Consider the following 21,928-nt stretch of genomic DNA (forward strand, 5'->3'; position numbering starts at 1 on the left):
CCCTCCCACCGACATGGTGGGAGGGCTGCGGTGCGTTGTGCGGGGGGCCTTGAAGATATTTGCGCCAAAGACTCGGCAGAACGCCGCCGCGCAGTCATCACAGGGCAACATCCACCCGCTACGGTGACGGCCAGGGGAAACCTCTTCGACGGAAGGCGCTGATCTTGGGGAAGGTCGTGCTCGTCACGGGAGCGGCCCGGCAACTGGGCGGCCGATTCGTGCGGCGCATCCAGCGTGACCCGGAGGTGGACCGGGTGATCGCCGTCGACGCGATCGCGCCGGGGCACCAATTGGGTGATGCCGACTTCGTCCGCGCGGACATCCGCCAGCCCGCGATCGCCAGAGTCCTCGCCGAGCACACCGTCGACACGGTCGTGCATCTGGACGTCAGCGGCAAGGCGCTCGGGGCCGGTGGCCGCACCATGATCAAGGAGACCAATGTCATCGGCACCATGCAGCTGCTCGGTGCCTGCCAGAAGTCGCCGACGGTGCGGCGGTTGGTGATCAAGTCCAGTACGGGTGTGTACGGCTCCGCACCGCGCGATCCGGCGGTCTTCACCGAGACCACCCCGCCCAAGTCCCTGCCGAGCGGGGGCTTCGCGAAGGACGCGGTGGAGGTCGAGGGGTATGTGCGGGGCTTCGCACGCCGCAGGCCGGACGTCGCCGTGTGCGTGCTGAGGTTCGCGAACATCCTGGGGCCGGACGCGGACTCGCCGCTCGCCGACTATCTGTCGCTGCCTGTCCTGCCGACCGTGTTCGGGTACGACCCCCGGCTCCAGTTCGTCCACGAGGCCGACGTCATCGACGTACTGAGGATGGCCTCGCACGAACCGCGGCGCGGGACGCTGAACAGCGGAACCTTCAATATCGCGGGCGACGGGGTGCTGCTGCTGTCGCAGTGTTCACGACGGCTCGGGCGGCCGACGATGCCGGTGCCCCTGCCCGCCGTCACCTGGGTGGGCCAGGCCCTCCGCACCGTCGGCATGACGGACTTCTCGCCGGAGCAGATCCGGCTGCTCACGCACGGCAGGGTGGTCTCCACCGTGCAGATGCGCGAGACGCTGGGCTTCCACCCGGGATTCACCACCGCGGAGACGTTCGCGGACTTCGCGCGGAACCAGGCCCCCGGCCTGCTGCCGCCCGAGATGGTCGGCCGGGCCGTCGACCGGCTGGCGGCGATGCCGTTCGCCGGTGGGACCGGTGCGGTCCCGGGGATCGCCGGGACCGACGACACACAACCGACCCACAGCGCGAGATAGAGGAGCGCACCGACGATGGCGGATGCCAAGGTCATTCCGTTCGACGACGACCGTTCGCGGTCGGGTGGCGCGCCGCGGTCGGCGCGGCGGCGGTCCGGGGCGGGTCCCGCGGTGGGCACCGCGGCCCTGAGCGCCCTGCCCGGGCAGTTGGACGCCACGCCGGTCCAGGCGGCGGTGCAGGGGGGCGGGGAGCCCGTGGAGGGTGTGCAGGACGAGGTACGGCGCGGTAGCTGGGACCGACGGATCGCGGGAGGGCTCGCGTTTCTTCGTCGGCGGGTCACCGGCGAGTACGAGGTCGACGAGTTCGGCTACGACAAGGAACTCACCGACCAGGTTCTGATGTCGATGCTTCGGCCGATGTACGAGAAGTACTTCCGGGTCGAGGTGAGGGGCATCGAGAACATCCCGTCGGACGGCGGGGCGCTGATCGTGGCCAACCACTCGGGGACGTTGCCGCTGGACGGGCTGATGCTCCAGGTCGCCGTGCACGACAACCATCCGGCGGGCCGGCATCTGCGGCTGCTGGCCGCGGATCTGGTCTTCGTGCTGCCGGTGGTGAACGAGCTGGCCAGGAAGGCCGGGCACACGCTGGCCTGTGCGGAGGACGCGGAGCGCCTGCTCAGGCAGGGCGAGGTCGTCGGTGTGATGCCGGAGGGCTTCAAGGGCATCGGGAAGCCGTTCGGCGAGAGGTACAAGCTGCAGCGGTTCGGGCGGGGCGGCTTCGTGTCGACGGCGTTGCGGGCCGGGGTGCCGATCGTGCCGTGCTCGATCGTCGGGGCGGAGGAGATCTACCCGATGATCGGCAACGCGAAAACGCTGGCGCGGGTGCTGGGGGTTCCGTACTTCCCGATCACGCCCACGTTTCCTTGGCTGGGCCCCTTGGGGGCGGTGCCGTTGCCGACGAAGTGGACGATTCAATTCGGGGAGCCGATTCCCACGGACGGCTATCCGGTGGAGGCGGCTGAGGATCCGATGCTGATGTTCAACCTGACGGATCAGGTGCGGGAGCAGATTCAGCACACGCTGTACAAGCTGTTGGTGCAGCGGAGGTCGGTGTTCTTCTGACGGCGGGTGTCCTCAACCACCGGAAGGGTTGAGCGACCGGCGGACGGGCTTGGGGGAATCCGTCCGCCGGGCAGTCAGTCCTCTTCGTCCTCGCTGTTGAATCCCAGGCCCGGCAGCAGGCCGGGGAGCAGGGGCGGCAGTGTCACGTCCGGGGTGGGCGGGGTGCTGTCCCTGCCCGTCGTGGGCGGGGTGGTGCCCGGGGACGGTGTGTCCAGGAAGCCGTCCGTGCCGCCTGCGATCAGGCCGTCCTCCGGGGCGGAGGCGGATCCGGTGGGATCCGGGGTACCGCTGCTGCCCGTCTGGCCCTGTGAGGCCTCGGGGGAGAAGGGGGACGGGTCGTCAGTGCCGGGCGACGCGTCGGTCTGCTGCGAGGAGCCGGGCTCCTGGGAGTCGGTGCTCCGGTCCGGGCTGCGGGGGAGCAGGGACTGCAGCGGTGCGACCTCTTCGTCTATGGCCTCGAAGACCGAGCTCACCTGGTCGCCGACGTCCGTCAGCTGGACCGGCAGACGGTCGCGCAGGGTGCTCCAACTTCCGCGGTGGGAGCGTGAGAAGGAGTCCAGGGTCTGGATGGGACCGAGTGCTCCGTCGCGCTGGTACGCGGCGTGGAGCAGGCGGTGGCCCTCGGTGGCGTCGTGCGTCATACCGTTGAGCGTGCGCCTGATCTCGCCGAGTGATTCGTGGTCCAGATCGCCCGCGCGGCCACGCTCCATCAGTCTGCGGGCCTCGCTCAGCCGGGTCGACGCCTGGTCGAGGTAGACCTCGCCCCGGTCGGCGTCGCCGTCGGCCATGCCCAGGTGGATGTCCTCCATGCCGCGCTTCAGCCCGTACAGGGAATCACCCGGTAGGGCGTCGGAACTGGCAGCGGCCACCCCGCCGAAGGCTCCCGCGGCCACACCGACGGTGAGTCCGCCGGCCGCGATGCCCTTCGTCCAGCGGGAGCGGGGGCGCAACTTCCTGAGCGGGGAGGCCCGGTGGGCCCCCCTGCCCCGTTGTTCGGGCACCGTAGGGCCCGTGGACGCGCCGCCCTCGGCAAACATGGCCTCCATGGCGGCGACGAGCTGGGCTCGCTGCACCACTTTGACCTCGGGATCCAACTTCGGTCTCGGCAGCTCACCGAGGCCGTTCGCCAGGGCCAACAGCGTTCCGTGGTCGGCCGGTTCGGCCGGGTCCTCGGGCTGTACGGCCGCCGCACCCTGGAGCTCATGCTCCTCCAGGGCCTGGGCGAAGGCGTTCGCCCGCCGGTGTGCCGAAACGTTTGCGATCACTGGCGGCACCTCCTCTCGTCATGACGGTCGACTCCCCTGGGGGTCCGGAAGGTTGCACACCTTGAGCGCTTCCACACGAAAGAGTGAGTGGCGGCGGACATGGAGTGACGACAGGGGGCCTGCAACCGGCACAACGAGTGGCGCGGCACATGGGTTACGCACGAAAGATGATCGGACCAGTGCGTGAGGGGGGTGTCGCAGAGCGTGTTCAGCGTGCGTCGTCCGGCAGCAGTCGGGCGAGCGTGCGGACGGCGCGGTACTGCAAGGTTTTGATCGCGCCTTCGTTCTTTCCCATCACGCGGGCCGTCTCGGCGACCGAGAGGCCCTGCAGGAAGCGCAGCGTCACACACTCCTGCTGCTGGGGGTTGAGTCGGCGCACGGCTTGCAGCAGTGCGGCGTTGGAGAGGGACTCGAGGACGGAGTCCTCCGGGCTGCGCTCGACCTCGTTGGCGTCGAGCATTTCGCCGGTGGTCACTTCCAGTCGGAAACGACTGGACTTGAAGTGGTCGGCGACCAGGTTGCGGGCGATCGTGACCAGCCAGGCGCCGAAGTCGCGGCCCTGCCAGGTGAACGTGGAGATGCGGCGCAGGGCGCGCAGGAAGGTCTCGCTGGTGAGGTCCTCCGCCGTCGCCTTGCCGCCCACGCGGTAGTAGATGTACCGGTACACGGTGTCGCTGTACTGGTCGTAGAGGCGGCCGAAGGCGTCAGCCTCACCGGCCTGTGCGCGCTCGACGAGATCCATCATGCGTGCGCTGTCGCTGTCGGCGGTCGGCCGACGAACGGTGGACGTGGTCGTTGCGCCGCGGTTGCTGCGTCTTCCGACCGCTGCACCGCGTTCGGCCAGGGCATAGCAAGGGCCGACAGGTGCAGGGGTGGCAAATGCGGGTACGGCGTACGCGGTGGGGACGAAGCCGCGCAAGCGGTCGGCGACCGTTGCGCGCAGCGTAGCCAGGCCCGAGGCGTCAACCCCGACGTGTGGGTACACGGGACTCCCAGAGGCAGAGCTTCCATCACGTGCAGTGCGAAACCGTCACTCGTCGTAGTGAGTGGTGGGTTCCGGAATGCGTCTGAGGAGAATAACGCTTCGTACAGGCAGTGCTACACCCAGTTGCTCAAATCATCGATTCCGTCGCTTCTGTAGCGACTATGAGGCGCATCAAGTAGCACATCGTGACCGGTTATTGATCGGATTACTTCGTGATCTGCCTGCGGCCGCAACGGGTTGTGGTCGGGTGCGCGCAATCCGACTGGCCGGAGCGGTCAGCGGGTAGGGGGTCCCGATTGGCGGCAGGGAGCCGGGCGTGGCTCGGCCCCCTGCGTGGGGGGGGGGAAGGTCCGCGTGCGGTCAGCGGCGGCGGCGGTGCAGGGCGACGGCGGCCGCGGTGCCGCCGGCGAGGGCGCCGACACCGGCCGCGGCCGGGATGCCGACCTTGGCCGCCTTGCGGCCCGTGCGGTAGTCGCGCAGCCGCCAGTCGAGGGCCCGGGCGTGCTTGCGGAGCTTTGTGTCCGGGTTGATCGCGTAGGGGTGGCCGACCAGGGACAGCATCGGGATGTCGTTGTGCGAATCGCTGTACGCCGCGCAGCGGGCGAGGTCGAGGCCCTCGGCGGCGGCCAGGGCGCGGACCGCCTCGGCCTTCGCGGGCCCGTGCAGCGGCTCGCCGACCAGGCGGCCGGTGTAGACGCCGTCGACGGACTCGGCGACCGTGCCGAGCGCGCCGGTCAGCCCGAGGCGACGGGCGATGATCGTGGCGGTCTCCACCGGGGCGGCGGTGACCAGCCAGACCTTCTGTCCGGCGTCGAGGTGGGCCTGCGCGAGGGCGCGGGTGCCCGGCCAGATGCGGTCGGCCATGTACTCGTCGTAGATCTCCTCGCCGATGGACATCAGCTCGGAGACGCGATGGCCCTTGACGATGGACAGGGCGCTGTCACGGGCGTCCTGCATGTGTTCCGGGTCCTCCACGCCGGCCAGCCTGAACCACGCCTGCTGCCAGGCGAACCGGGTCAGTTCGCGGCGCTGGAAGAACTTCCGCTTGTACAGCCCGCGGCCGAAGTGGAAGATCGCCGCGCCCTGCATGACCGTGTTGTCCAGGTCGAAGAAGGCGGCAGCCCGTTCGTCGCCGACGACCGGGAAGGCCGGTTCCGGCTCCGCGGTCGTGGCGGGGGTCTCGTCGGTGGATCGTTCGGCGGGCTGTTCGGCGTGGAGTGACGACTTCCGCGCTGCCTCGGCTGCTGCCTCGCCTGCCAGCACGCTCCGTGCTGTCGCGGAACGCCTACGTGGTGTGAGCCATCCAAGAGCGGCCATGTCGTGAGCATAGCCAGTCTGTTGAGCCCTTCCCGACCTGCCGGGATGCGGTGGCGTGAACTCTCGGCGGCCGAATTGTTAAACGGGCGATTCGGGGCGTACCGGATCAGTGCCGGATGAGTTCCGGAAAGGGTGGGCGGTCGGCGCAGAATGAAGGCATGAGTGCCTTGCTGCGTCGTGCGAAGAAGAAGCCCGCGGACCGGGTGGTGACCCTGGTCGGGAAGCCGGGGTGTCACCTCTGTGACGACGCGAGGCTGGTGGTGCGGGAGGTCTGTGAGGAGACCGGCGCGTCCTGGGAGGAGAAGGACATCACCCAGGACGAGGAGCTGCACAGGGAGTACTGGGAGCAGATTCCGGTCGTCCTCATCGATAACGAACAGCACACGTTCTGGCGGGTGGATCCGGCGAGGCTGCGCAGCGCGCTGCTTTCCTGAGTGAAACCCGGTTACCATCGTGGGCGTTTTGAGTGATCTCGGGGGCGTAGTTGTGAGGAGTGTGTACCGCTTTGCCCCCTTCGGGCCTGCAACGGGCTGATGCGATCCAAGGTTCCGGGATCGCGCGACGGATGTGCGTGACCCCGGTCACTTTGACCGGACAAAACGGACACCATCTTTGTGCACGCGTTCACAAAGACATAGCCTGCATTCGACGGGGCGGTCTTGGAACATACGGCCGCCTGCAGCCCCGCTCATCCCGCAGGAGCACCGTGGCAACTGGCCGAACTCACCGACCGGCGACCCGTAGCCGAGGAATTCCCGAGGCCACCGTCGCCCGGCTTCCGCTGTATCTCCGCGCACTGACCGCGCTCTCCGAGCGCTCGGTCCCCACGGTCTCGTCCGAGGAGCTCGCCGCGGCGGCGGGAGTCAATTCTGCCAAGCTGCGCAAGGACTTCAGCTACCTCGGCTCCTACGGGACGCGTGGCGTCGGGTACGACGTCGAGTACCTCGTCTACCAGATCTCCCGTGAGCTCGGGCTCACCCAGGACTGGCCGGTCGTCATCGTCGGTATCGGTAATCTCGGCGCCGCGCTCGCCAACTACGGCGGCTTCGCCTCCCGCGGTTTCCGGGTCGCCGCGCTGATCGACGCCGACCCCGCCATGGCCGGTACGCCCGTCGCCGGGATCCCCGTCCAGCACGCCGACGAGCTGGAGAAGATCGTCAGCGACAACGGCGTGTCGATCGGTGTCATCTCCACCCCGGCCGGTGCCGCCCAGCAGGTCTGCGACCGTCTGGTGGCCGCAGGCGTCACCTCCATCCTGAACTTCGCGCCGACGGTGCTCTCCGTGCCCGACGGTGTCGACGTCCGCAAGGTCGACCTCTCGATCGAACTCCAGATCCTCGCCTTCCACGAGCAGCGCAAGGCCGGTGAGGAAGCCGAGGCCGGGGGCGATGTCGACCAGGCCGCACCGCCCGTGCGCGCCGCCGCGAGCAGCAACCGGAAGGGACCCGACGGGGACATGCCCGCCGTGATGCCGGCATGAGTCTCCTTGTCGTAGGGCTGAGCCACCGCAGCGCCCCGGTCTCCGTACTGGAGCGGGCGTCGCTGGCTGCCGAGACGCAGTCCAAGCTGCTGCAGGACGCCCTGGCCGCGGAGCCCGCGGCCGAGGCCACCGTCCTCGCCACCTGTAACCGCATCGAGCTGTACGCCGACGTGGACAAGTTCCACGCGGGCGTCGCGGAGCTGTCCACGCTCCTCGCGCAGCACAGCGGGGTCGGACTGGACGAGCTCACTCCGTATCTCTATGTGCACTACGAGGACCGGGCCGTCCACCACCTCTTCTCGGTGGCGTGCGGGCTGGACTCCATGGTCGTCGGCGAAGGCCAGATCCTGGGCCAGATCAAGGACGCGCTGGCGCTGGGGCAGGAGAGTCACACCGCGGGCCGGCTGCTGAACGACCTGTTCCAGCAGTCCCTGCGGGTCGGCAAGCGCGCCCACAGCGAGACCGGGATCGACCGGGCCGGGCAGTCGCTCGTCACCTTCGGGCTGCAGCAGCTCGCGGGCGGCGCCGACACCGCCGACTGGGCCAGGGGCAAGCGTGCTCTGGTGATCGGCGCCGGCTCGATGTCCTCGCTGGCCGCCGCCACGCTGGCCCGTACCGGTGTCGCCGAGATCGTCGTCGCCAACCGGACCCGGGCCCGTGCCGACCGGCTCGTCGAGATCCTGGGCCAGGCCGGCGGCACGGGAGTGACCGCCCGGGCCGTCGAGATGGCCGCGGTCTCCGACGAACTGACACGTGCCGATGTCGTCGTGTCCTGTACCGGTGCGACGGGACTCGTCCTGACCGGTGAGACGGTCGCCGGTGCGCTCGGCCTGCCGTTCGACGCGGCCGCCACCGCCGACGAGGCGCCCGCCGCGCCCGCCGCCGACCTGGACCAGCACGCCGCGTGGGTGGAGAACGGTTCCGCCGCCACGACCGCGCAGGCGCAGGCCGTGCGCCGGGCCACCGTGCCCGCGCAGTCCACCGGCCCCGTCCGGCTGGCCCTGCTCGACCTCGCCATGCCGCGCGACATCGACGGAGCGGCGGCCCGCCTCGCCGGTGTGCGCCTCGTCGACATCGAGTCGCTCGCCGAGGCGTCCGCGGACGCTCCGATGGCCGCCGATGTGGACCAGGTGCGCACCATCGTCGCCGACGAGGTCGCCGCGTTCGGCGCCGCCCAGCGCGCCGCCCACATCACCCCGACCGTGGTCGCCCTGCGCACCATGGCCGCCGATGTGGTGGCCGGCGAGATCGCGCGGCTCGACGGACGCCTCCCCGACCTGGACGAGAAGCAGCGCGCCGAGATCACGCAGACCGTGCGCCGCGTCGTCGACAAGCTCCTGCACGCGCCCACCGTGCGGGTCAAGCAGCTCGCCAGTGAGCCCGGCGGCGCCGGGTACGCCGACGCGCTGCGGGAACTCTTCGACCTCGACCCGCAGACGGTCGCCGCCGTCTCCCGGGCAGACCTGAACGACCCGAATCGAGGGCGGTCATGACCGACAACTCACCCCGCGCGCAGACCGGCGCGCCGCTCCGGCTGGGCACCCGGCGCAGCAAGCTCGCCATGGCGCAGTCCGGCCTGGTCGCCGACGCGGTCAGCGAGGTGACCGGGCGCGCCGTCGAGCTCGTCGAGGTCACCACGTACGGAGACATCTCCAAGGAGCATCTCGCGCAGATCGGCGGCACCGGCGTGTTCGTCGCGGCGCTGCGTGAGGCGCTGCTGCGAGGCGAGGTGGACTTCGCCGTCCACTCGCTCAAGGATCTGCCGACCGCACAGCCCGAGGGGCTCGTGCTGGCTGCCGTGCCGCGGCGCGAGGACCCGCGCGACGTGCTGGTGGCGCGGGACGGGCTGACCTTCGAGCAGCTGCCGCCCGGTGCCCGCATAGGCACCGGCTCTCCGCGCCGCATGGCGCAGCTCAACGCGTACGCCCGCAGCCACGGCCTCGACATCGAGACCGTGCCGATCCGTGGCAACGTCGATACGCGTATCGGATTTGTACGAAGCGGTGAACTGGACGCGGTGGTTCTCGCCGCGGCCGGGCTCAGCCGCCTCGGCCGGACCGGTGAGGTGACCGACTTCCTGCCGGTCGACACCGTTCTGCCCGCTCCCGGTCAGGGAGCACTGGCGATCGAATGCGCTGCAACCAGCGCGGACCTCGCCGCCGCGCTCGCCGAGCTCGACGACCCGCACACCCGGGTCGCCGTGACCGCTGAGCGTTCCCTGCTCGCCGCCCTGGAGGCCGGCTGTTCCGCACCTGTGGGTGCGCTGGCCGACCTCCTGGTCGACGGACAGGCTGTCAACGAACTGCGCCTGCGCGGTGTCGTCGGTTCCACCGACGGCGCCTCGCTGGTACAGATGTCCATCACCGGTCCCGTCCCCACGTCGCACGACGACGCGGCGGCCCTCGGTCGCGAGCTCGCGGTCGAGATGCTTGCCAAGGGTGCGGCCGGTCTTATGGGGGAGCGAGCACTTTGAGCCCCACCGGCCCCGCCGCATCCGACTTTCCTGTCCTGCCCGCAGGGCACGTCACCTTCCTCGGCGCCGGTCCCGGCGATCCGGGACTGCTGACTCTGCGCGCCGTCGAGGCGCTCGCGAGCGCGGACGTCCTTGTCGCCGAGCCCGACGTGCTCGGCGTTGTTCGCGGCCATGCGCGGGCAGGCGTAAGCACGCCTGAGCTGGCGGTTGTTGACGTGTCGTCAACAGCCGCCGGTGTGCCCGTTCTCAGGGACGCGGCCAATCTTGTCATGGAGGCCGCGAAGGGCGGCAGGCGGGTCGTCCGTGCGGTCTCCGGCGACCCCGGCCTGGACGGGGCGGCGGGCTCGGAGATGCTCGCCTGCGCCGCCGCCGGCATTCCCTTCGAGGTCGTCCCGGGTGTCGCGAACGGCGTGGGCGTTCCCGCGTACGCCGGTGTGCCGCTGCGTGACGCGCAGGGCGCCGACGTCCGGTTCGTCGACGCCCGCACCGCCTCGGACCGCTGCTGGACCGAGATCGGCGCGAGCGACGCCACGGCCGTGGTCTCGACGACGCTGGACTCGGTCGCGGCCACCGCGGGCGAGCTGGTCTCGGCGGGCCGCAAGCCCGACACCCCGCTCACCGTCACGGTCGCCGGTACGACGACCCGGCAGCGCACCTGGACGGCGACCCTCGGGACGATCGCCCAGGTGCTCAAGCAGGCGAAGGTGCTGCCGTCGCCGGACGGGCACCAGCCGGTCATAGCCGTGGTCGGTGAGCGCAGCTCCGCCGCCCAGCGCGACCAGCTCTCGTGGTTCGAGTCCAAGCCGCTCTTCGGCTGGAAGGTGCTCGTGCCGCGTACGAAGGAGCAGGCCGCGTCGCTCTCCGACCAGCTGCGTTCGTACGGCGCCGTGCCGCACGAGGTCCCGACCATCGCCGTCGAGCCGCCGCGCACGCCCCAGCAGATGGAGCGTGCGGTCAAGGGCCTCGTCACCGGCCGCTACGAGTGGATCGCCTTCACCAGCGTCAACGCGGTCAAGGCCGTCCGCGAGAAGTTCGAGGAGTACGGGCTCGACGCCCGTGCCTTCGCCGGGATCAAGGTCGCGGCGGTCGGCGAGCAGACCGCCGCCGCGCTGATCGACTTCGGTGTGAAGCCGGACCTGGTGCCGTCCGGTGAGCAGTCCGCCGCCGGTCTGCTGGAGGACTGGCCGCCGTACGACCCGGTCTTCGACCCGATCGACCGTGTCTTCCTGCCGCGCGCCGACATCGCCACGGAGACGCTGGTCGCCGGGCTCATCGAGCTGGGCTGGGAGGTCGACGACGTCACCGCGTACCGCACGGTCCGCGCCTCGCCGCCGCCGTCCGACACCCGTGAGGCCATCAAGGGCGGCGGTTTCGACGCGGTGCTCTTCACCTCGTCGTCGACCGTCCGGAACCTGGTCGGCATCGCGGGCAAGCCGCACAACGTGACCGTCATCGCGTGTATCGGTCCTGCCACGGCGAAGACCGCCGAGGAGCACGGTCTGCGGGTGGACGTGCTGTCGCCGGAGCCGTCGGTGCACAAGCTGGCCGCGGCGCTCGCCGACTTCGGCGCGCAGCGTCGGGATGCGGCGAAGGAGGCCGGCGACCCGGTGACGCGGCCGAGCGAGCGGCGTCCTGGGGCGCGCAGGCGTCGTACGACGACCTGACCGGCCCGTTCGGGAGTGTTCACGGTGTTCAGGGGCCCGGCTGTTTCGGCAGCCGGGCCCCTGCCTGTTCACCGGCCCGTTCCCCCGCTCGTTTTTCCGGTACAGGTGTCGGTAAGACGGTGATGTGTACGGGTCTATCGTCGAAGGATGACTGTGTACGGAAACTTCCCCGGCTCCCGCCCCCGGCGGCTGCGGACGACCCCGGCGATGCGGCGGATGGTCGCCGAGACACGGCTCGACCCGGCGAACCTGATCCTGCCCGCGTTCGTACGCGAGGGCATCACGGCGCCCGTCGCCATCTCGGCCATGCCCGGTGTCCAGCAGCACACCCTGGACACCCTCCGGAAGGCCGCCGTCGACGCGGTCTCGGCCGGGGTCTCCGGGATCATGCTCTTCGGCGTTCCGACGGACGAGAAGAAGGATGCCCGGGGAACCGCGGGCACCGACCCGGACGGCATCCTCCAGGTCGGTCTGCGCGCGGTGCGCGAAGAGGTCGGTGACGATCTCGTCGTCATGTCGGACCTGTGCCTCGACGAGTACACGGACCACGGTCACTGCGGTGTCCTGACCGCCGACGGCCGCGTCGACAACGACGCCACCCTGGAGCGGTACGCCGAGATGGCCCAGGTCCAGGCGGATGCGGGCGCCCATGTGGTCGGCCCGAGCGGCATGATGGACGGCCAGGTCGGGGTGATCCGCGACGCGCTCGACCAGACCGGGCACGAGGACGTGTCGATCCTCGCCTACACGGTGAAGTACTCGTCGGCGTTCTACGGACCGTTCCGTGAGGCGGTCGGCTCGTCGCTGAAGGGCGACCGCAAGACGTACCAGCAGGACCCGGCGAACGCCCGCGAGTCCCTGCGCGAGCTGGCGCTCGACCTCGACGAGGGCGCCGACATGGTCATGGTCAAGCCGGCCGGACCGTACCTGGACATCCTGGCGAAGGTCGCCGACGCGGTGGACGTGCCGGTCGCCGCGTACCAGATCAGTGGCGAGTACGCGATGATCGAGGCCGCCGCCGAGAAGGGCTGGATCGACCGCGACGCGGCGATCATGGAGAGCCTGACCGGGATCCGGCGCGCGGGTGCGCAGATGATCCTTACGTACTGGGCCACGGAGGTCGCCGAGCGGCTGCGCCGTTCGTAGCGGCGGACACCTGGAGTCCCGCGTCGCCTCAGGCCGCGGGTTCCAGGCCCCAGGACGAGAGGATGCGGACCGCCTCGTGGCCCAGCGCGGCGTCCGCGGACAGCCGGTGCAGCAGCTCGATCCGCTTGTCGCTGGGGCCCGCCTCGTCGAGCGCCGCCAGGGCGTTGTCCCGTACGAGCCGGTCGAAGTCGTCCATGACGGCGGCGGCCAGCACCTCGTGGACCTCCGGATCGTCGGCGTAGGGCCCGAGCGCCATGGCCGCGTACTGGCGGACCAGGTTCTCGTCGGGGCCGCGCAGCACGGTCAGCAGTGCCTGGCCCGCGCGAAGCCGGAAATCGGCCTCGGTCGGGGGACGCAGGCGAAGGACCATGGTGGCTTCGACCCGTGCGAGGTCGTACTCCTCCGAGTCGGCGGTCACCGAGGCGAGGAAGGGCACGGCGGCCGGATGGTCCGGGCGGTCGGCGAGCATGTCGCCCATCGCGGCGATGAGTTCGCGCTTTTCGTCGCTTTCGGCGGGCAGCGTGCGGAACTGCTCGATGAGGCTGTCTGTCCGATCCATGATGTGTGCGTTTCCCCGTGAACGGCGTTCGCATACCTCGGCCTCTGCCCCGGGGGCCGGACGGCCGACTGGTTCCTGTGGTCCGCACCTCCGGGCGGCCGCGGCGCCTGCGGTCGCCGACAGGCCCATGGAATGCGGGAGTGGGAGGGTGGTCCGGGCGACCTGGAACCCCTGGTGAGCGGGCAGGGGCAGCACCACTCGCTCAGTCCCACCAGAACGACCAGGAATCCTCGCCCAGCACGTACTGCTCCGCGTAGGCGCGCAGCGTGTCCGGGGTGTTGTGCGCGATGTTGTCCGGGCAGAACGCGAAGTGCTCGGCGGCGACCGCCACAGCTTCGTCGGCAGTGGTCGGCGGGGTGGCCACCGAGACGATCAGACGGTCGAAGCCGAGCGCCACCACGCGTATGCCGAAGCGGTCCTCCCAGGACCGGAGAACCGCGCAGAGCCGCGCCACGTCGTTCTCGTGGTTCAGGGGTCCCGTCCAGCCGATCGCCGCCGGTATGTCCGCGCTGCGCCGCGCGGGGACCAGCGCCGCCCGGCCTCCCTGCATCCGGCCGTCCGCGTCGGTGAGCAGAGCGGCGATCCCTGCGGCCCGTTCCTCCGCGTCGACGGGACCGCCGACCGACGGGGTGGGCGCGAGGCCCGGCCAGTCCGGGCCGAACGGCTCGACGGCCGCCCCTTCCAGTTCGTCCTGCGCGTACTCCTCCCAGAGTTCGCCCAGTACGTCCTCCGCGTGGTGGTCACCCGGGTACGACGTCCTGCCGGGGCTGAGCTCCCACTTCTCGGGCCATTCGCCGCGTGTTCCGCCGTCCAGGAGGACGGGGAGCAGCCCGACCGTCCTGCCCTCGGCGAGCAGCCGGCGCCAGGTGTCCGGGGTGGCGGGCCCGTCCGCGTACCAGAGCAGGGGTTCGTGCCACGGGCCGTCGTTCGTCGTGTCGACCAGGGTGCCGGGCGGGAGCCGGAGCCCGGAAGTGGCCAGTGACGGGAGCGGGTTCGGGAGCGTCGCCATGTCGGTGACCCTAGAGGCCGCCACTGACAGTCGGCGGCCCGGCCCCGGTGTCGGCAGGCGGTGTGGCGGGAGTCCGGGCGCGGCCGCTACTCCGGCTCCGTGAACTCGACGGCCTCCCGGACGTCGGCGTGCGGGTCCTGGGAGAGCCGGTGGAGGAGTTCTTCGACGCCCGGCGTCGACCAGCCCGCCACTGCTTCGACCAGTGCGACCCGGACCTGTGGGTCCGGGTGGCCGGCGAGGTGGGTCAGCCGGTCGACCGGTCCTCGTCGGCGCAGGCTGAACCAGTGCAGTGTCTCGCGCAGCTTTGCGGGGTCACCGGGGTCACCGGACGCCGCTATCTGCCGCAACAGGACCGGGGTGGCGGGCGCCGGGCCGTCGAGGGGGTGCGGTCGGCGTCGGCGCAGGCGTTGTGAGCCGTACTCGCCACGTACCCGGCAACCGAAGCAGGTGCAGGGTGTCCTGCCGTTGGAGTCGGGGAAGTAGCGCCAGCCGGTGACCTGTTTGACGGCGCGGAGGCGGTGCACTTCGCGCTTGGTGACGGCTCTGGGAACGAACACTTCCCAGCCGCGCGGGTCGTCCAGGGCGGCGATGCGGCGTACGGCGTCGCTCGCTGTGGTGGCCGTGGGGCCTTGTGCGGGGCGGTCGTTGTAGCGGCCGACGGTGACGCGCTCGTCGTCGGGCAGGCGGATGTGCACGGCGACGAGGCCGCGCGGGCCGCCGTGCCGGGCGAGTTCGCGGAGCCACTGGTGGGTGAGGGTGTACGAGGGAAGGACGGGGAAGCAGAAGAGCCCCCGCGATCCGTCGCGGCCGTGGCTGACGGCCCGTATCCCGGACCGTCGGATGCGGGCGGCATTCGCCGTGGGTGTCAGGTGCACGAACATCGCCATGCGGCCGATGCTAAGGGCCGCAGGGCCCGACCGGGTCCGTCCGGTTGCCGTTGTGCCCTCGATGGCCGGACGTGCCCGGAATGCAGGGCTGTCGGGCGATCGAGGACACGGCGTGGCGGACCGCCGACCGTCCCCTCCCCCGAGACCTGGGAGTACACCGCCCGCCAGCTCGCGGGCGAGGCGGACGCGGACTTCCAGGACGACGGGGCGTACGAGTTGGCGTGGGCGGCCATGCTGCGCCTGTTGGACCGGGTGGCCCCGGACTACCGGGACTGAGCGGCGTCCGGGGGGTGGCTCGGCGCGGTTCGCGCGATCGGCGCGTTCGGCGCACTCAGTACGTGAGGGCGTCGGCCATGTCGCTCTGCCAGTAGGTGACGAAGCCCTTGTCGTCCCAGTAGGTGCCGGCCGGAAGTGTCAGCTCGTCCGGGGCGGTGCCCGTGTCACCCGAGGGGTCCTTGGCGGAGAAGTGCACCGCGAGATGCGTGCCCTTGTACTGGTCGTTCGTCTCGACGTCGCCGGTCAGCAGGATGGCGGCGTACGCGGACCTGCCAGGGGCGAGCGTCACCACGGCTTGCGGCCGGTTGTCGTCCAGGATCGGGAAGACGGCCTGGGCGTCGTCGAACCGGAGCTTGGGCGCGTGGTACGCGTTGCACGCGCGAGAACCCGTGTTGGTCATCGTGAGCAGCAGGTGGTTGATGGGCCGGCTCACCTTGGTGAGGGTGATCTCGGTGTTCTCGCCGATGCAGGCCGCGGTGGCCGGCCAGCTGCTGCCGGTGGTGCTGCCGCCCTTGCCGGAATCTGAACCGGAACCGGAACCGGAACCGGTGCCGCTGCCGGTGTTCGGGGTGGAGCCCTGGGAGTCGACGGACGCGGGCCGGGCCGTGGGCCGGGGCGCGTTGTCGGCAGGCTTGCCGTCCGTGCCCGTGCCCGTGTCCGTGGCCCGGGACTGCCCGCCGGTGGTGCCGGTTCCCGGAGCCGCCGCCCCCGCCGTGCCGTCGTCGCCGCTGCAGGCGGTGAGCGAGAGGGCGGCCAGGAGGGCGGTCGCGGCGAAGGCGGTCGTGCGGAAGCGGTTGTTGCGCATGGCTGTGGTACTCCCCGTGGTGTTCGGTGGTCTCAGTTGTGGCGGATCAGGACCATGACGATCGTGCTGGCGACGATCACTACGCCCATGGCCACGGCATCGATCAGCTCGATGCGGAAGCGAGTTCGCAAGGCGTCATCCCGGTGGTTCCTGCGGTCCGGTCACAGACTGCGCGGTGGCGGATTCCGGCCGCAACGCCCGCCCGGCCATTGGGGATGCCGGAATGCCTCCGCGTACTGTGAGCTGGGGAGATTCCACGTCCCTGGAACGGTGTTCCGGGACGGACCAGGAGGGGGAACGCCTCAGTGGCGACGCCGGAAGCCGCGGAATTCGCAGCTCTGCTGAAGGAACTGAAGGACCGTTCGGGGCGAAGCTACGGGGTACTCGCGGGAAGACTGCATGTCAGCACGTCGACGCTCCACCGGTACTGCAACGGTGACGCCGTACCCAATGAGTACGCCCCTGTGGAGCGGTTTGCGCGGCTGTGCGCGGCGACGCCCGACGAGCTCGTGGAGCTGCACCGGCGGTGGATCGTGGCGGAAGCCGCGAGACGGCGGACCAAGGCGGAGGCCGCAACGCCCGTTCCTGCACCGGTGTCGGAAGCTGTTGCTCCGTCGGTACCTCCGGCTCGGGCTCCGGCGGTGGACGACGAGAAGGACGCGGACGAAGGGCCCGAGCCCGGAACCGTGGCGGCCGAGGGGGACTCGCCCCGGTGGTTCCGGTCCGCCCCCCGGATGCGCGTTCTGCTCGCTGCAGCCGCCGTCGTCGCACTCACGGTGCCCACCACCCTTGTCGTCAGCAGTCTGAACCTCTCGGGTTCGAACTCCGACCTCAGCGATGCTCCCGCCGAAGTGGATGGTGCCGGTGGGGACGCGCCGGAGCTGCCGGACGTCGATGCGAGCAAGTCCGCGTCGCCCCGCGCTCACAAACCGTCGGGCCCACCCAGCAACTCCGGCACCCCGAGCGTCTCGTCCTCCGGCGGCGCTGCCCCGTCCGGCGGGCAGGGCGCGGGCGCGCGGAAGCAGGGGAGCGGGGGCGCCGCCCCTGACGTCACGATCAGCTCGTACAACTGGGAGGCGCCCTGCGGGCAGCACTACCTGCTGGACCAGGAGCCCGATGCCGTGCCTCCGCCGCCTGCGCCGCAGGACACCCGCGGCTGGGCCAGGGCGCTCGGAGGTGTGGACGGCGGCGACATGCTGCTCGAACTCACCGTGCAGGGAAGGTCGGGGCAGGCCGTCGTCCTGCACGGCCTGCACGTGCGGGTGCTCTCCCGGAAGGAGCCGCTGGCGTGGTCGGCGTACTCGATGGGTGAGGGGTGCGGAGGTGGGATCACGCCGCAGTCCTTCGACGTGGACCTGGACGACAACCGTCCGACGCTCACGCCGGTGGCGGGGGAGCACGCAGGCACGCCGGTGCCGCCGAAGGACTTCCCGTTCCGGGTGACGTCCACCGATGTGGAGGTGTTCGACCTCGACGCACATGTCGAAGGGCATGACGTCAGCTGGTACCTGGAGCTGGAGTGGAGCAGCGGCGGCCGCGACGGGACGCTGCGCATCGACGACGGCGGGAAGCCGTTCCGTACGAGCAGCATCAAGGCACGGCCGCAGTACTTCTACGTCAACGACACCGCGCGGTGGTCCGACGGCTGACATGAGAGCCGGGCCGCAGTGCTCGGGGGACGGCCCGGGGCCACCGACGGCGGCTGGGGGCCGGTCCTGCCGACGAGCCCGCCGCGGCGCGAGGCGGCCGGTTCGACGCGGAGCGCGTGCGGAGAGCCCGGTGCCGGTTCGCGCAGCCGCTGGGCGAGCCCGGCGTCCGGACCGTCCGCGTCGAGCGCGTCCTGCGCCGTGCACCGGGCTTCGAAGAGCCGTCCCGCCCGCAACAGCGCTTCCGCTTCGGCGCGCGCCGGTCTGTCCTCTTCGCCGTCAACCTGCATGGTCCGTCCCCACCCTGTGACTTCGTGTACGTGCCGAACAGGCCGGCCGCGTCACTGTCGCCCGGTGACCGCCCCCGGTCAATAGGCGATTTCGCAGGTCACAGGGGGGAGACGGAGGGTCAGAGACGCTCGGGGGTGCGGATGCCGAGCAGTGCCATGCCCTGGTGCAGCGTGCGGGCGGTCAGGTCGCAGAGGAAGAGCCGGTTCTCGACCACCTCGGCGGGGTTCTCGTCGCTCAGCACGTGGCACTGGTCGTAGAACGTCGTGTAGTGCGAGGCCAGCTGGTAGAGGTACGCGGCCAGCTTGTGCGGCTCGTACGTGGACGCCACCTCGGCGAGGTTCTCGCCGAACTGGTCCAGGTGCAGGCCCAGCGCCCGCTCGGCCGGGGCCAGCTCCAGCTCGGGGTGCGCGACCGGCCGGATCTCGCCCGCCTTGCGCAGGATGGACTTGATACGGGCGTACGCGTACTGGAGGTACACGGACGTGTCGCCGTTCAGCGACACCATCTGGTCCAGGTCGAACTTGTAGTCCCGCACGGCGGACGTGGAGAGGTCGGCGTACTTCACCGCGCCGATACCGACGTACTCGCCGTTCTCGACGATCTCCTGCTCGGTCAGGCCGACCTTCTCTGCCTTCTCGCGCACGACGGCCGTCGCCCGCTCGATCGCCTCGTCCAGCAGGTCGACCAGCCGGACCGTCTCGCCCTCACGGGTCTTGAAGGGCTTGCCGTCCTTGCCGAGCACCGTGCCGAACGCCAGCTGGTGCGCCTTCACGTCCTCGTTCAGCCAGCCTGCCCGGCGGGCCGTCTCGAAGACCATCTTGAAGTGGAGCGACTGCCGCGCGTCCACGACGTACAGCAGGGTGCTCGCCTTGAGGTTCTGGACCCGGTCGCGGATGGCTGAGAGGTCGGTCGCCGCGTAGCCGTACCCGCCGTTCGTCTTCTTGACGATCAGCGGCACCGGGTTGCCGTCCGGGCCCTTCACGTCGTCGAAGAACACGCACAGCGCGCCCTCGGAGCGGACGGCGACGCCCGTCTCCTCCAGGATCCGGCAGGTCTCCTCGAGCATGTCGTTGTAACCGGACTCGCCGACGATGTCGGGGTCGCGGATCTCCATGTCGAGCTTGTTGAAGACCGAGTAGAAGTAGATCTTCGACTCGTCGACGAACCGCTGCCAGAGCGCGACCGTCTCCTCGTCACCGGCCTGGAGCGCGACCACCCGGTCCCGGGAGCGGGCCTTGAACTCCTCGTCGGAGTCGAAGAGCGCCCGCGACGCCTTGTAGAGCCGGTTCAGCGAGGACATGGCGGCTTCGCCGTCCTGCTCCTCGCCGCCCCGGTGGTCGAGCTCCTGCGGGTGCTCGATCAGGTACTGGATGAGCATGCCGAACTGGGTGCCCCAGTCGCCGATGTGGTGGCGCCGGACCACCGTCTCGCCGGTGAACTCCAGGACCTCCACCATGGCGGCACCGATCACGGCGGACCGGAGGTGGCCGACGTGCATCTCCTTGGCCACGTTCGGCTGCGCGTAGTCGACGACCGTCGTGCCCGCGTTCTGCCCGTACGGCACACCGAGCCGGCCCTCGTCGTCCGCGGCGCGCGCGGCCAGGGTCTCGATGATCGCCTTGTCGGTGAGCGTGATGTTCAGGAAGCCGGGGCCGGAGACCTCGATCTCCTTGATCAGGTCGCCCGCCGGGATCGCGGCCGTGACCTGGGACGCGAGCTCGCGCGGGTTGCCCTTCAGCTTCTTGGCGAGGGCGAGGATCCCGTTGGCCTGGAAGTCGGCCCGGTCGCTTCGGCGCAGCAGCGGGTCCGCGGTGCCGGCATCCGGCAGAGCTGCCGTCAGGGCGTCCGCCAGCTGCTGCTGGAGCGTGGAAGCGAGGGAATTGACCGAGGCCATGGGACGGCTGCCGTTTCCGTAGGGGTACAAGGGATCACGCCCAGTATCCCACGCACTGTAAAGCCGTTTTCGCGCTGCCGGTGGGACCTGGGAGAATGGACGGTGCCCCTACGAGCCCTACCAGAGAGAAGGACGTGCCGACCGTGGCTCAGAGTCAGAGCAGCACCGAGGCCGACTGGGTCTCCCGCTTCGCGGACGAGGTCATCGCCGAATCGGAGCGTCGTGCGCCTGGCAAACCGGTCGTCGTCGCGTCCGGTCTTTCGCCGTCGGGCCCGATCCACCTGGGCAACCTCCGCGAGGTCATGACCCCGCACCTGGTCGCGGACGAGATCCGCCGCCGAGGGCACCAGGTCCGGCACCTCATCTCGTGGGACGACTACGACCGCTACCGGAAGGTCCCGGCGGGCGTCCCCGGCGTCGACGAGTCGTGGGCCGAGCACATCGGCAAGCCGCTGACGTCCGTGCCCGCCCCGGCCGGGTCCGCGTACCCCAACTGGGCGGAGCACTTCAAGGCCGCCATGACGGCCGCGCTGGACGAACTGGGTGTCGAGTACGACGGCATCAGCCAGACCGAGCAGTACACGGCGGGGGCCTACCGCGAGCAGATCCTGCACGCGATGAGGCACCGCGCCGACATCGACGCCGTCCTCGACCGGTACCGCACGAAGAAGGACCCGGCGGCCGCGGGCAAGGGCAAGAAGCCGCAGCAGCAGAAGAAGGTCGACGACGCCGAGCTCGAGGCCGAGGCGGGCTCCGGCGCGGCGAGCGAGGACGACGGCAGCGGCGGCTCCGCCGGCTACTTCCCGTACAAGCCCTACTGCGGCAACTGCGAGAAGGACCTCACGACCGTCACGTCGTACGACGACGAGACGACCGAGCTGAACTACACGTGCACCGCCTGCGGCTTCGCCGAGACCGTCCGGCTCAGCGAGTTCAACCGCGGCAAGCTGGTCTGGAAGGTCGACTGGCCGATGCGCTGGGCGTACGAAGGCGTGATCTTCGAGCCCAGCGGTGTGGACCACTCGTCGCCCGGCTCGTCGTTCGTCGTCGGCGGTCAGATCGTCCGCGAGGTCTTCGACGGTGTGCAGCCGATCGGCCCGATGTACGCCTTCGTCGGGATCTCCGGCATGGCGAAGATGTCCTCCAGCAAGGGCGGCGTGCCGACCCCGGCCGACGCGCTGAAGATCATGGAGGCGCCGCTGCTGCGCTGGCTGTACGCGCGCCGCAAGCCCAACCAGTCCTTCAAGATCGCCTTCGACCAGGAGATCCAGCGGCTGTACGACGAGTGGGACTCCCTGGGCCGCAAGGTCGCCGACGGCACCGTGCTGCCCGCCGACGCCGCCGCGTACGCCCGCGCCGTCGGCACGGCCGCCGGTGAGCTGCCGCGCACCCCGCGCCCGCTGCCGTACCGCACACTCGCGTCCGTCGTCGACATCACGGCCGGGCACGACGAGCAGACCCTGCGCATCCTGAGCGACCTGGACCCGGAGAACCCGCTGACCTCGCTCGACGAGGCGCGGCCGCGGCTCGACCGCGCGGAGAACTGGATCACCAGCCAGGTTCCGGCCGAAGCCCGCACCATCGTCCGCGACGAGCCGGACAAGGAACTGCTCGGCTCGCTGGACGAGCAGGGGCACCGGTCGCTGCACCTGCTCCTGGACGGGCTGGACTCGCACTGGTCGCTGGACGGGCTGACGACGCTCGTCTACGGCGTGCCGAAGATCCTGGCAGGGCTGGAGCCGGACGCCAAGCCGACGCCCGAGCTGAAGACCGCGCAGCGGTCGTTCTTCGCGCTGCTGTACCGGCTGCTCGTCAGCCGGGACACCGGGCCGCGGCTGCCCACGTTGCTGCTGGCCGTGGGTGCGGAGCGGGTGCGGAAGCTGCTGGGCGCGTAGCTGCCGCTGTAC

The 21,928-nt window shown here is 70.5% G+C and carries 19 protein-coding genes; 10 read left to right on the forward strand and 9 right to left on the reverse strand.

Features of this window, described 5'->3' with window-relative positions:
• Nucleotides 1-164 precede the first annotated feature (164 nt).
• A complete protein-coding gene (locus OG963_RS25705; RefSeq protein ID WP_093776234.1) occupies nt 165-1,259 on the forward strand; it encodes an NAD-dependent epimerase/dehydratase family protein in 1,095 nt (364 codons plus the stop codon).
• A 15-nt stretch (nt 1,260-1,274) separates the two neighbouring features.
• Entirely contained in the window at nt 1,275-2,324 is a 1,050-nt protein-coding gene (locus OG963_RS25710) for a lysophospholipid acyltransferase family protein (protein ID WP_093776236.1), read from the forward strand.
• 74 nt (nt 2,325-2,398) lie between these two features.
• Here OG963_RS25710 and OG963_RS25715 read toward each other — a convergent pair whose 3' ends face one another.
• The 3 genes from OG963_RS25715 to OG963_RS25725 all read right to left on the reverse strand — a co-directional run bounded on the left by OG963_RS25715 (nt 2,399) and on the right by OG963_RS25725 (nt 5,891).
• Nucleotides 2,399-3,589 (reverse strand): DUF5667 domain-containing protein, encoded by a 1,191-nt coding sequence (locus OG963_RS25715; RefSeq protein ID WP_327423001.1) that lies wholly within the window; start codon nt 3,587-3,589, stop codon nt 2,399-2,401.
• Between the two features lie 208 nt (nt 3,590-3,797).
• Nucleotides 3,798-4,574, reverse strand: a complete 777-nt coding sequence (locus tag OG963_RS25720) for an ECF subfamily RNA polymerase sigma factor, BldN family (RefSeq protein WP_030928170.1) — start codon at nt 4,572-4,574, stop codon at nt 3,798-3,800.
• 360 nt (nt 4,575-4,934) lie between these two features.
• Nucleotides 4,935-5,891 (reverse strand): HAD family phosphatase, encoded by a 957-nt coding sequence (locus OG963_RS25725; RefSeq protein WP_093776240.1) that lies wholly within the window; start codon nt 5,889-5,891, stop codon nt 4,935-4,937.
• Between the two features lie 158 nt (nt 5,892-6,049).
• On the opposite strand from OG963_RS25725, the gene OG963_RS25730 reads away from it, so the two are divergent.
• The 6 genes from OG963_RS25730 to hemB all read left to right on the forward strand — a co-directional run bounded on the left by OG963_RS25730 (nt 6,050) and on the right by hemB (nt 12,654).
• The gene (locus OG963_RS25730; RefSeq protein ID WP_030928155.1) at nt 6,050-6,325 is read left to right on the forward strand and encodes a glutaredoxin family protein; all 276 of its coding nucleotides are present in this window, start codon (nt 6,050-6,052) and stop codon (nt 6,323-6,325) included.
• Between the two features lie 272 nt (nt 6,326-6,597).
• Nucleotides 6,598-7,371, forward strand: a complete 774-nt coding sequence (locus tag OG963_RS25735; RefSeq protein ID WP_030928153.1) for a redox-sensing transcriptional repressor Rex — start codon at nt 6,598-6,600, stop codon at nt 7,369-7,371.
• The gene (locus OG963_RS25740) at nt 7,368-8,864 is read left to right on the forward strand and encodes a glutamyl-tRNA reductase (RefSeq protein WP_093776242.1); all 1,497 of its coding nucleotides are present in this window, start codon (nt 7,368-7,370) and stop codon (nt 8,862-8,864) included. The genes OG963_RS25735 and OG963_RS25740 overlap by 4 nt, the downstream gene beginning before the upstream one ends.
• Nucleotides 8,861-9,844 carry a hydroxymethylbilane synthase gene (gene hemC, locus OG963_RS25745; protein WP_093776244.1) on the forward strand — a complete coding sequence of 328 codons (984 nt, stop codon included), beginning with the start codon at nt 8,861-8,863 and terminating at the stop codon, nt 9,842-9,844. The genes OG963_RS25740 and hemC overlap by 4 nt, the downstream gene beginning before the upstream one ends.
• Complete coding sequence (locus OG963_RS25750) at nt 9,841-11,508, forward strand: bifunctional uroporphyrinogen-III C-methyltransferase/uroporphyrinogen-III synthase (RefSeq protein ID WP_093776246.1); 1,668 nt, start codon at nt 9,841-9,843, stop codon at nt 11,506-11,508. The genes hemC and OG963_RS25750 overlap by 4 nt, the downstream gene beginning before the upstream one ends.
• A 147-nt stretch (nt 11,509-11,655) precedes the next feature.
• Nucleotides 11,656-12,654, forward strand: coding sequence for a porphobilinogen synthase (gene hemB, locus OG963_RS25755; protein ID WP_176902279.1), 999 nt, complete (start codon nt 11,656-11,658; stop codon nt 12,652-12,654).
• Nucleotides 12,655-12,682: 28 nt separating this feature from the next.
• On the opposite strand, the gene OG963_RS25760 is transcribed toward hemB, so the two are convergent.
• The 4 genes from OG963_RS25760 to OG963_RS25775 all read right to left on the reverse strand — a co-directional run bounded on the left by OG963_RS25760 (nt 12,683) and on the right by OG963_RS25775 (nt 16,190).
• Nucleotides 12,683-13,213, reverse strand: a complete 531-nt coding sequence (locus OG963_RS25760) for a HEAT repeat domain-containing protein (RefSeq protein ID WP_107441121.1) — start codon at nt 13,211-13,213, stop codon at nt 12,683-12,685.
• 202 nt (nt 13,214-13,415) lie between these two features.
• Nucleotides 13,416-14,222, reverse strand: coding sequence for a DUF4253 domain-containing protein (locus OG963_RS25765; RefSeq protein ID WP_093776250.1), 807 nt, complete (start codon nt 14,220-14,222; stop codon nt 13,416-13,418).
• Nucleotides 14,223-14,308: 86 nt separating this feature from the next.
• Nucleotides 14,309-15,109 (reverse strand): HEAT repeat domain-containing protein, encoded by an 801-nt coding sequence (locus tag OG963_RS25770; RefSeq protein ID WP_177309399.1) that lies wholly within the window; start codon nt 15,107-15,109, stop codon nt 14,309-14,311.
• A gap of 331 nt (nt 15,110-15,440) precedes the next feature.
• Nucleotides 15,441-16,190, reverse strand: coding sequence for a DUF4232 domain-containing protein (locus tag OG963_RS25775; protein ID WP_371799487.1), 750 nt, complete (start codon nt 16,188-16,190; stop codon nt 15,441-15,443).
• A 305-nt stretch (nt 16,191-16,495) separates the two neighbouring features.
• Here OG963_RS25775 and OG963_RS25780 point away from each other — a divergent pair, with 305 nt between their 5' ends.
• A complete protein-coding gene (locus OG963_RS25780) occupies nt 16,496-17,839 on the forward strand; it encodes a helix-turn-helix domain-containing protein (protein WP_319325290.1) in 1,344 nt (447 codons plus the stop codon).
• On the opposite strand, the gene OG963_RS25785 is transcribed toward OG963_RS25780, so the two are convergent.
• Nucleotides 17,803-18,126, reverse strand: a complete 324-nt coding sequence (locus OG963_RS25785; protein WP_143020007.1) for a hypothetical protein — start codon at nt 18,124-18,126, stop codon at nt 17,803-17,805. The two genes, OG963_RS25780 and OG963_RS25785, sit on opposite strands and share 37 nt — an antisense overlap.
• A 119-nt stretch (nt 18,127-18,245) precedes the next feature.
• Nucleotides 18,246-20,021: an arginine--tRNA ligase gene (argS, locus tag OG963_RS25790; RefSeq protein ID WP_030928108.1), complete on the reverse strand. Its 1,776-nt coding sequence runs from the start codon at nt 20,019-20,021 to the stop codon at nt 18,246-18,248.
• 134 nt (nt 20,022-20,155) lie between these two features.
• Here argS and lysS point away from each other — a divergent pair, with 134 nt between their 5' ends.
• A complete protein-coding gene (gene lysS / locus OG963_RS25795; protein ID WP_176902281.1) occupies nt 20,156-21,916 on the forward strand; it encodes a lysine--tRNA ligase in 1,761 nt (586 codons plus the stop codon).
• Nucleotides 21,917-21,928: the final 12 nt, after the last annotated feature.

It is taken from the genome of Streptomyces sp. NBC_01707 (assembly GCF_041438805.1).
In the GTDB taxonomy this organism is placed as follows: domain Bacteria; phylum Actinomycetota; class Actinomycetes; order Streptomycetales; family Streptomycetaceae; genus Streptomyces.

Bases quoted from the DNA above. Each gene is read 5' to 3' on its own strand.
- OG963_RS25710 (WP_093776236.1), top strand. From the start codon at position 1,275: ATGGCGGATGCCAAGGTCATTCCGTTCGACGACGACCGTTCGCGGTCG.
- OG963_RS25725 (WP_093776240.1), bottom strand. From the start codon at position 5,891: ATGGCCGCTCTTGGATGGCTCACACCACGTAGGCGTTCCGCGACAGCA.
- OG963_RS25730 (WP_030928155.1), top strand. From the start codon at position 6,050: ATGAGTGCCTTGCTGCGTCGTGCGAAGAAGAAGCCCGCGGACCGGGTG.
- OG963_RS25740 (WP_093776242.1), top strand. From the start codon at position 7,368: ATGAGTCTCCTTGTCGTAGGGCTGAGCCACCGCAGCGCCCCGGTCTCC.
- hemC (WP_093776244.1), top strand. From the start codon at position 8,861: ATGACCGACAACTCACCCCGCGCGCAGACCGGCGCGCCGCTCCGGCTG.
- hemB (WP_176902279.1), top strand. From the start codon at position 11,656: ATGACTGTGTACGGAAACTTCCCCGGCTCCCGCCCCCGGCGGCTGCGG.
- OG963_RS25760 (WP_107441121.1), bottom strand. From the start codon at position 13,213: ATGGATCGGACAGACAGCCTCATCGAGCAGTTCCGCACGCTGCCCGCC.
- OG963_RS25765 (WP_093776250.1), bottom strand. From the start codon at position 14,222: ATGGCGACGCTCCCGAACCCGCTCCCGTCACTGGCCACTTCCGGGCTC.
- OG963_RS25770 (WP_177309399.1), bottom strand. From the start codon at position 15,109: ATGGCGATGTTCGTGCACCTGACACCCACGGCGAATGCCGCCCGCATC.
- OG963_RS25775 (WP_371799487.1), bottom strand. From the start codon at position 16,190: ATGCGCAACAACCGCTTCCGCACGACCGCCTTCGCCGCGACCGCCCTC.
- OG963_RS25785 (WP_143020007.1), bottom strand. From the start codon at position 18,126: ATGCAGGTTGACGGCGAAGAGGACAGACCGGCGCGCGCCGAAGCGGAA.
- argS (WP_030928108.1), bottom strand. From the start codon at position 20,021: ATGGCCTCGGTCAATTCCCTCGCTTCCACGCTCCAGCAGCAGCTGGCG.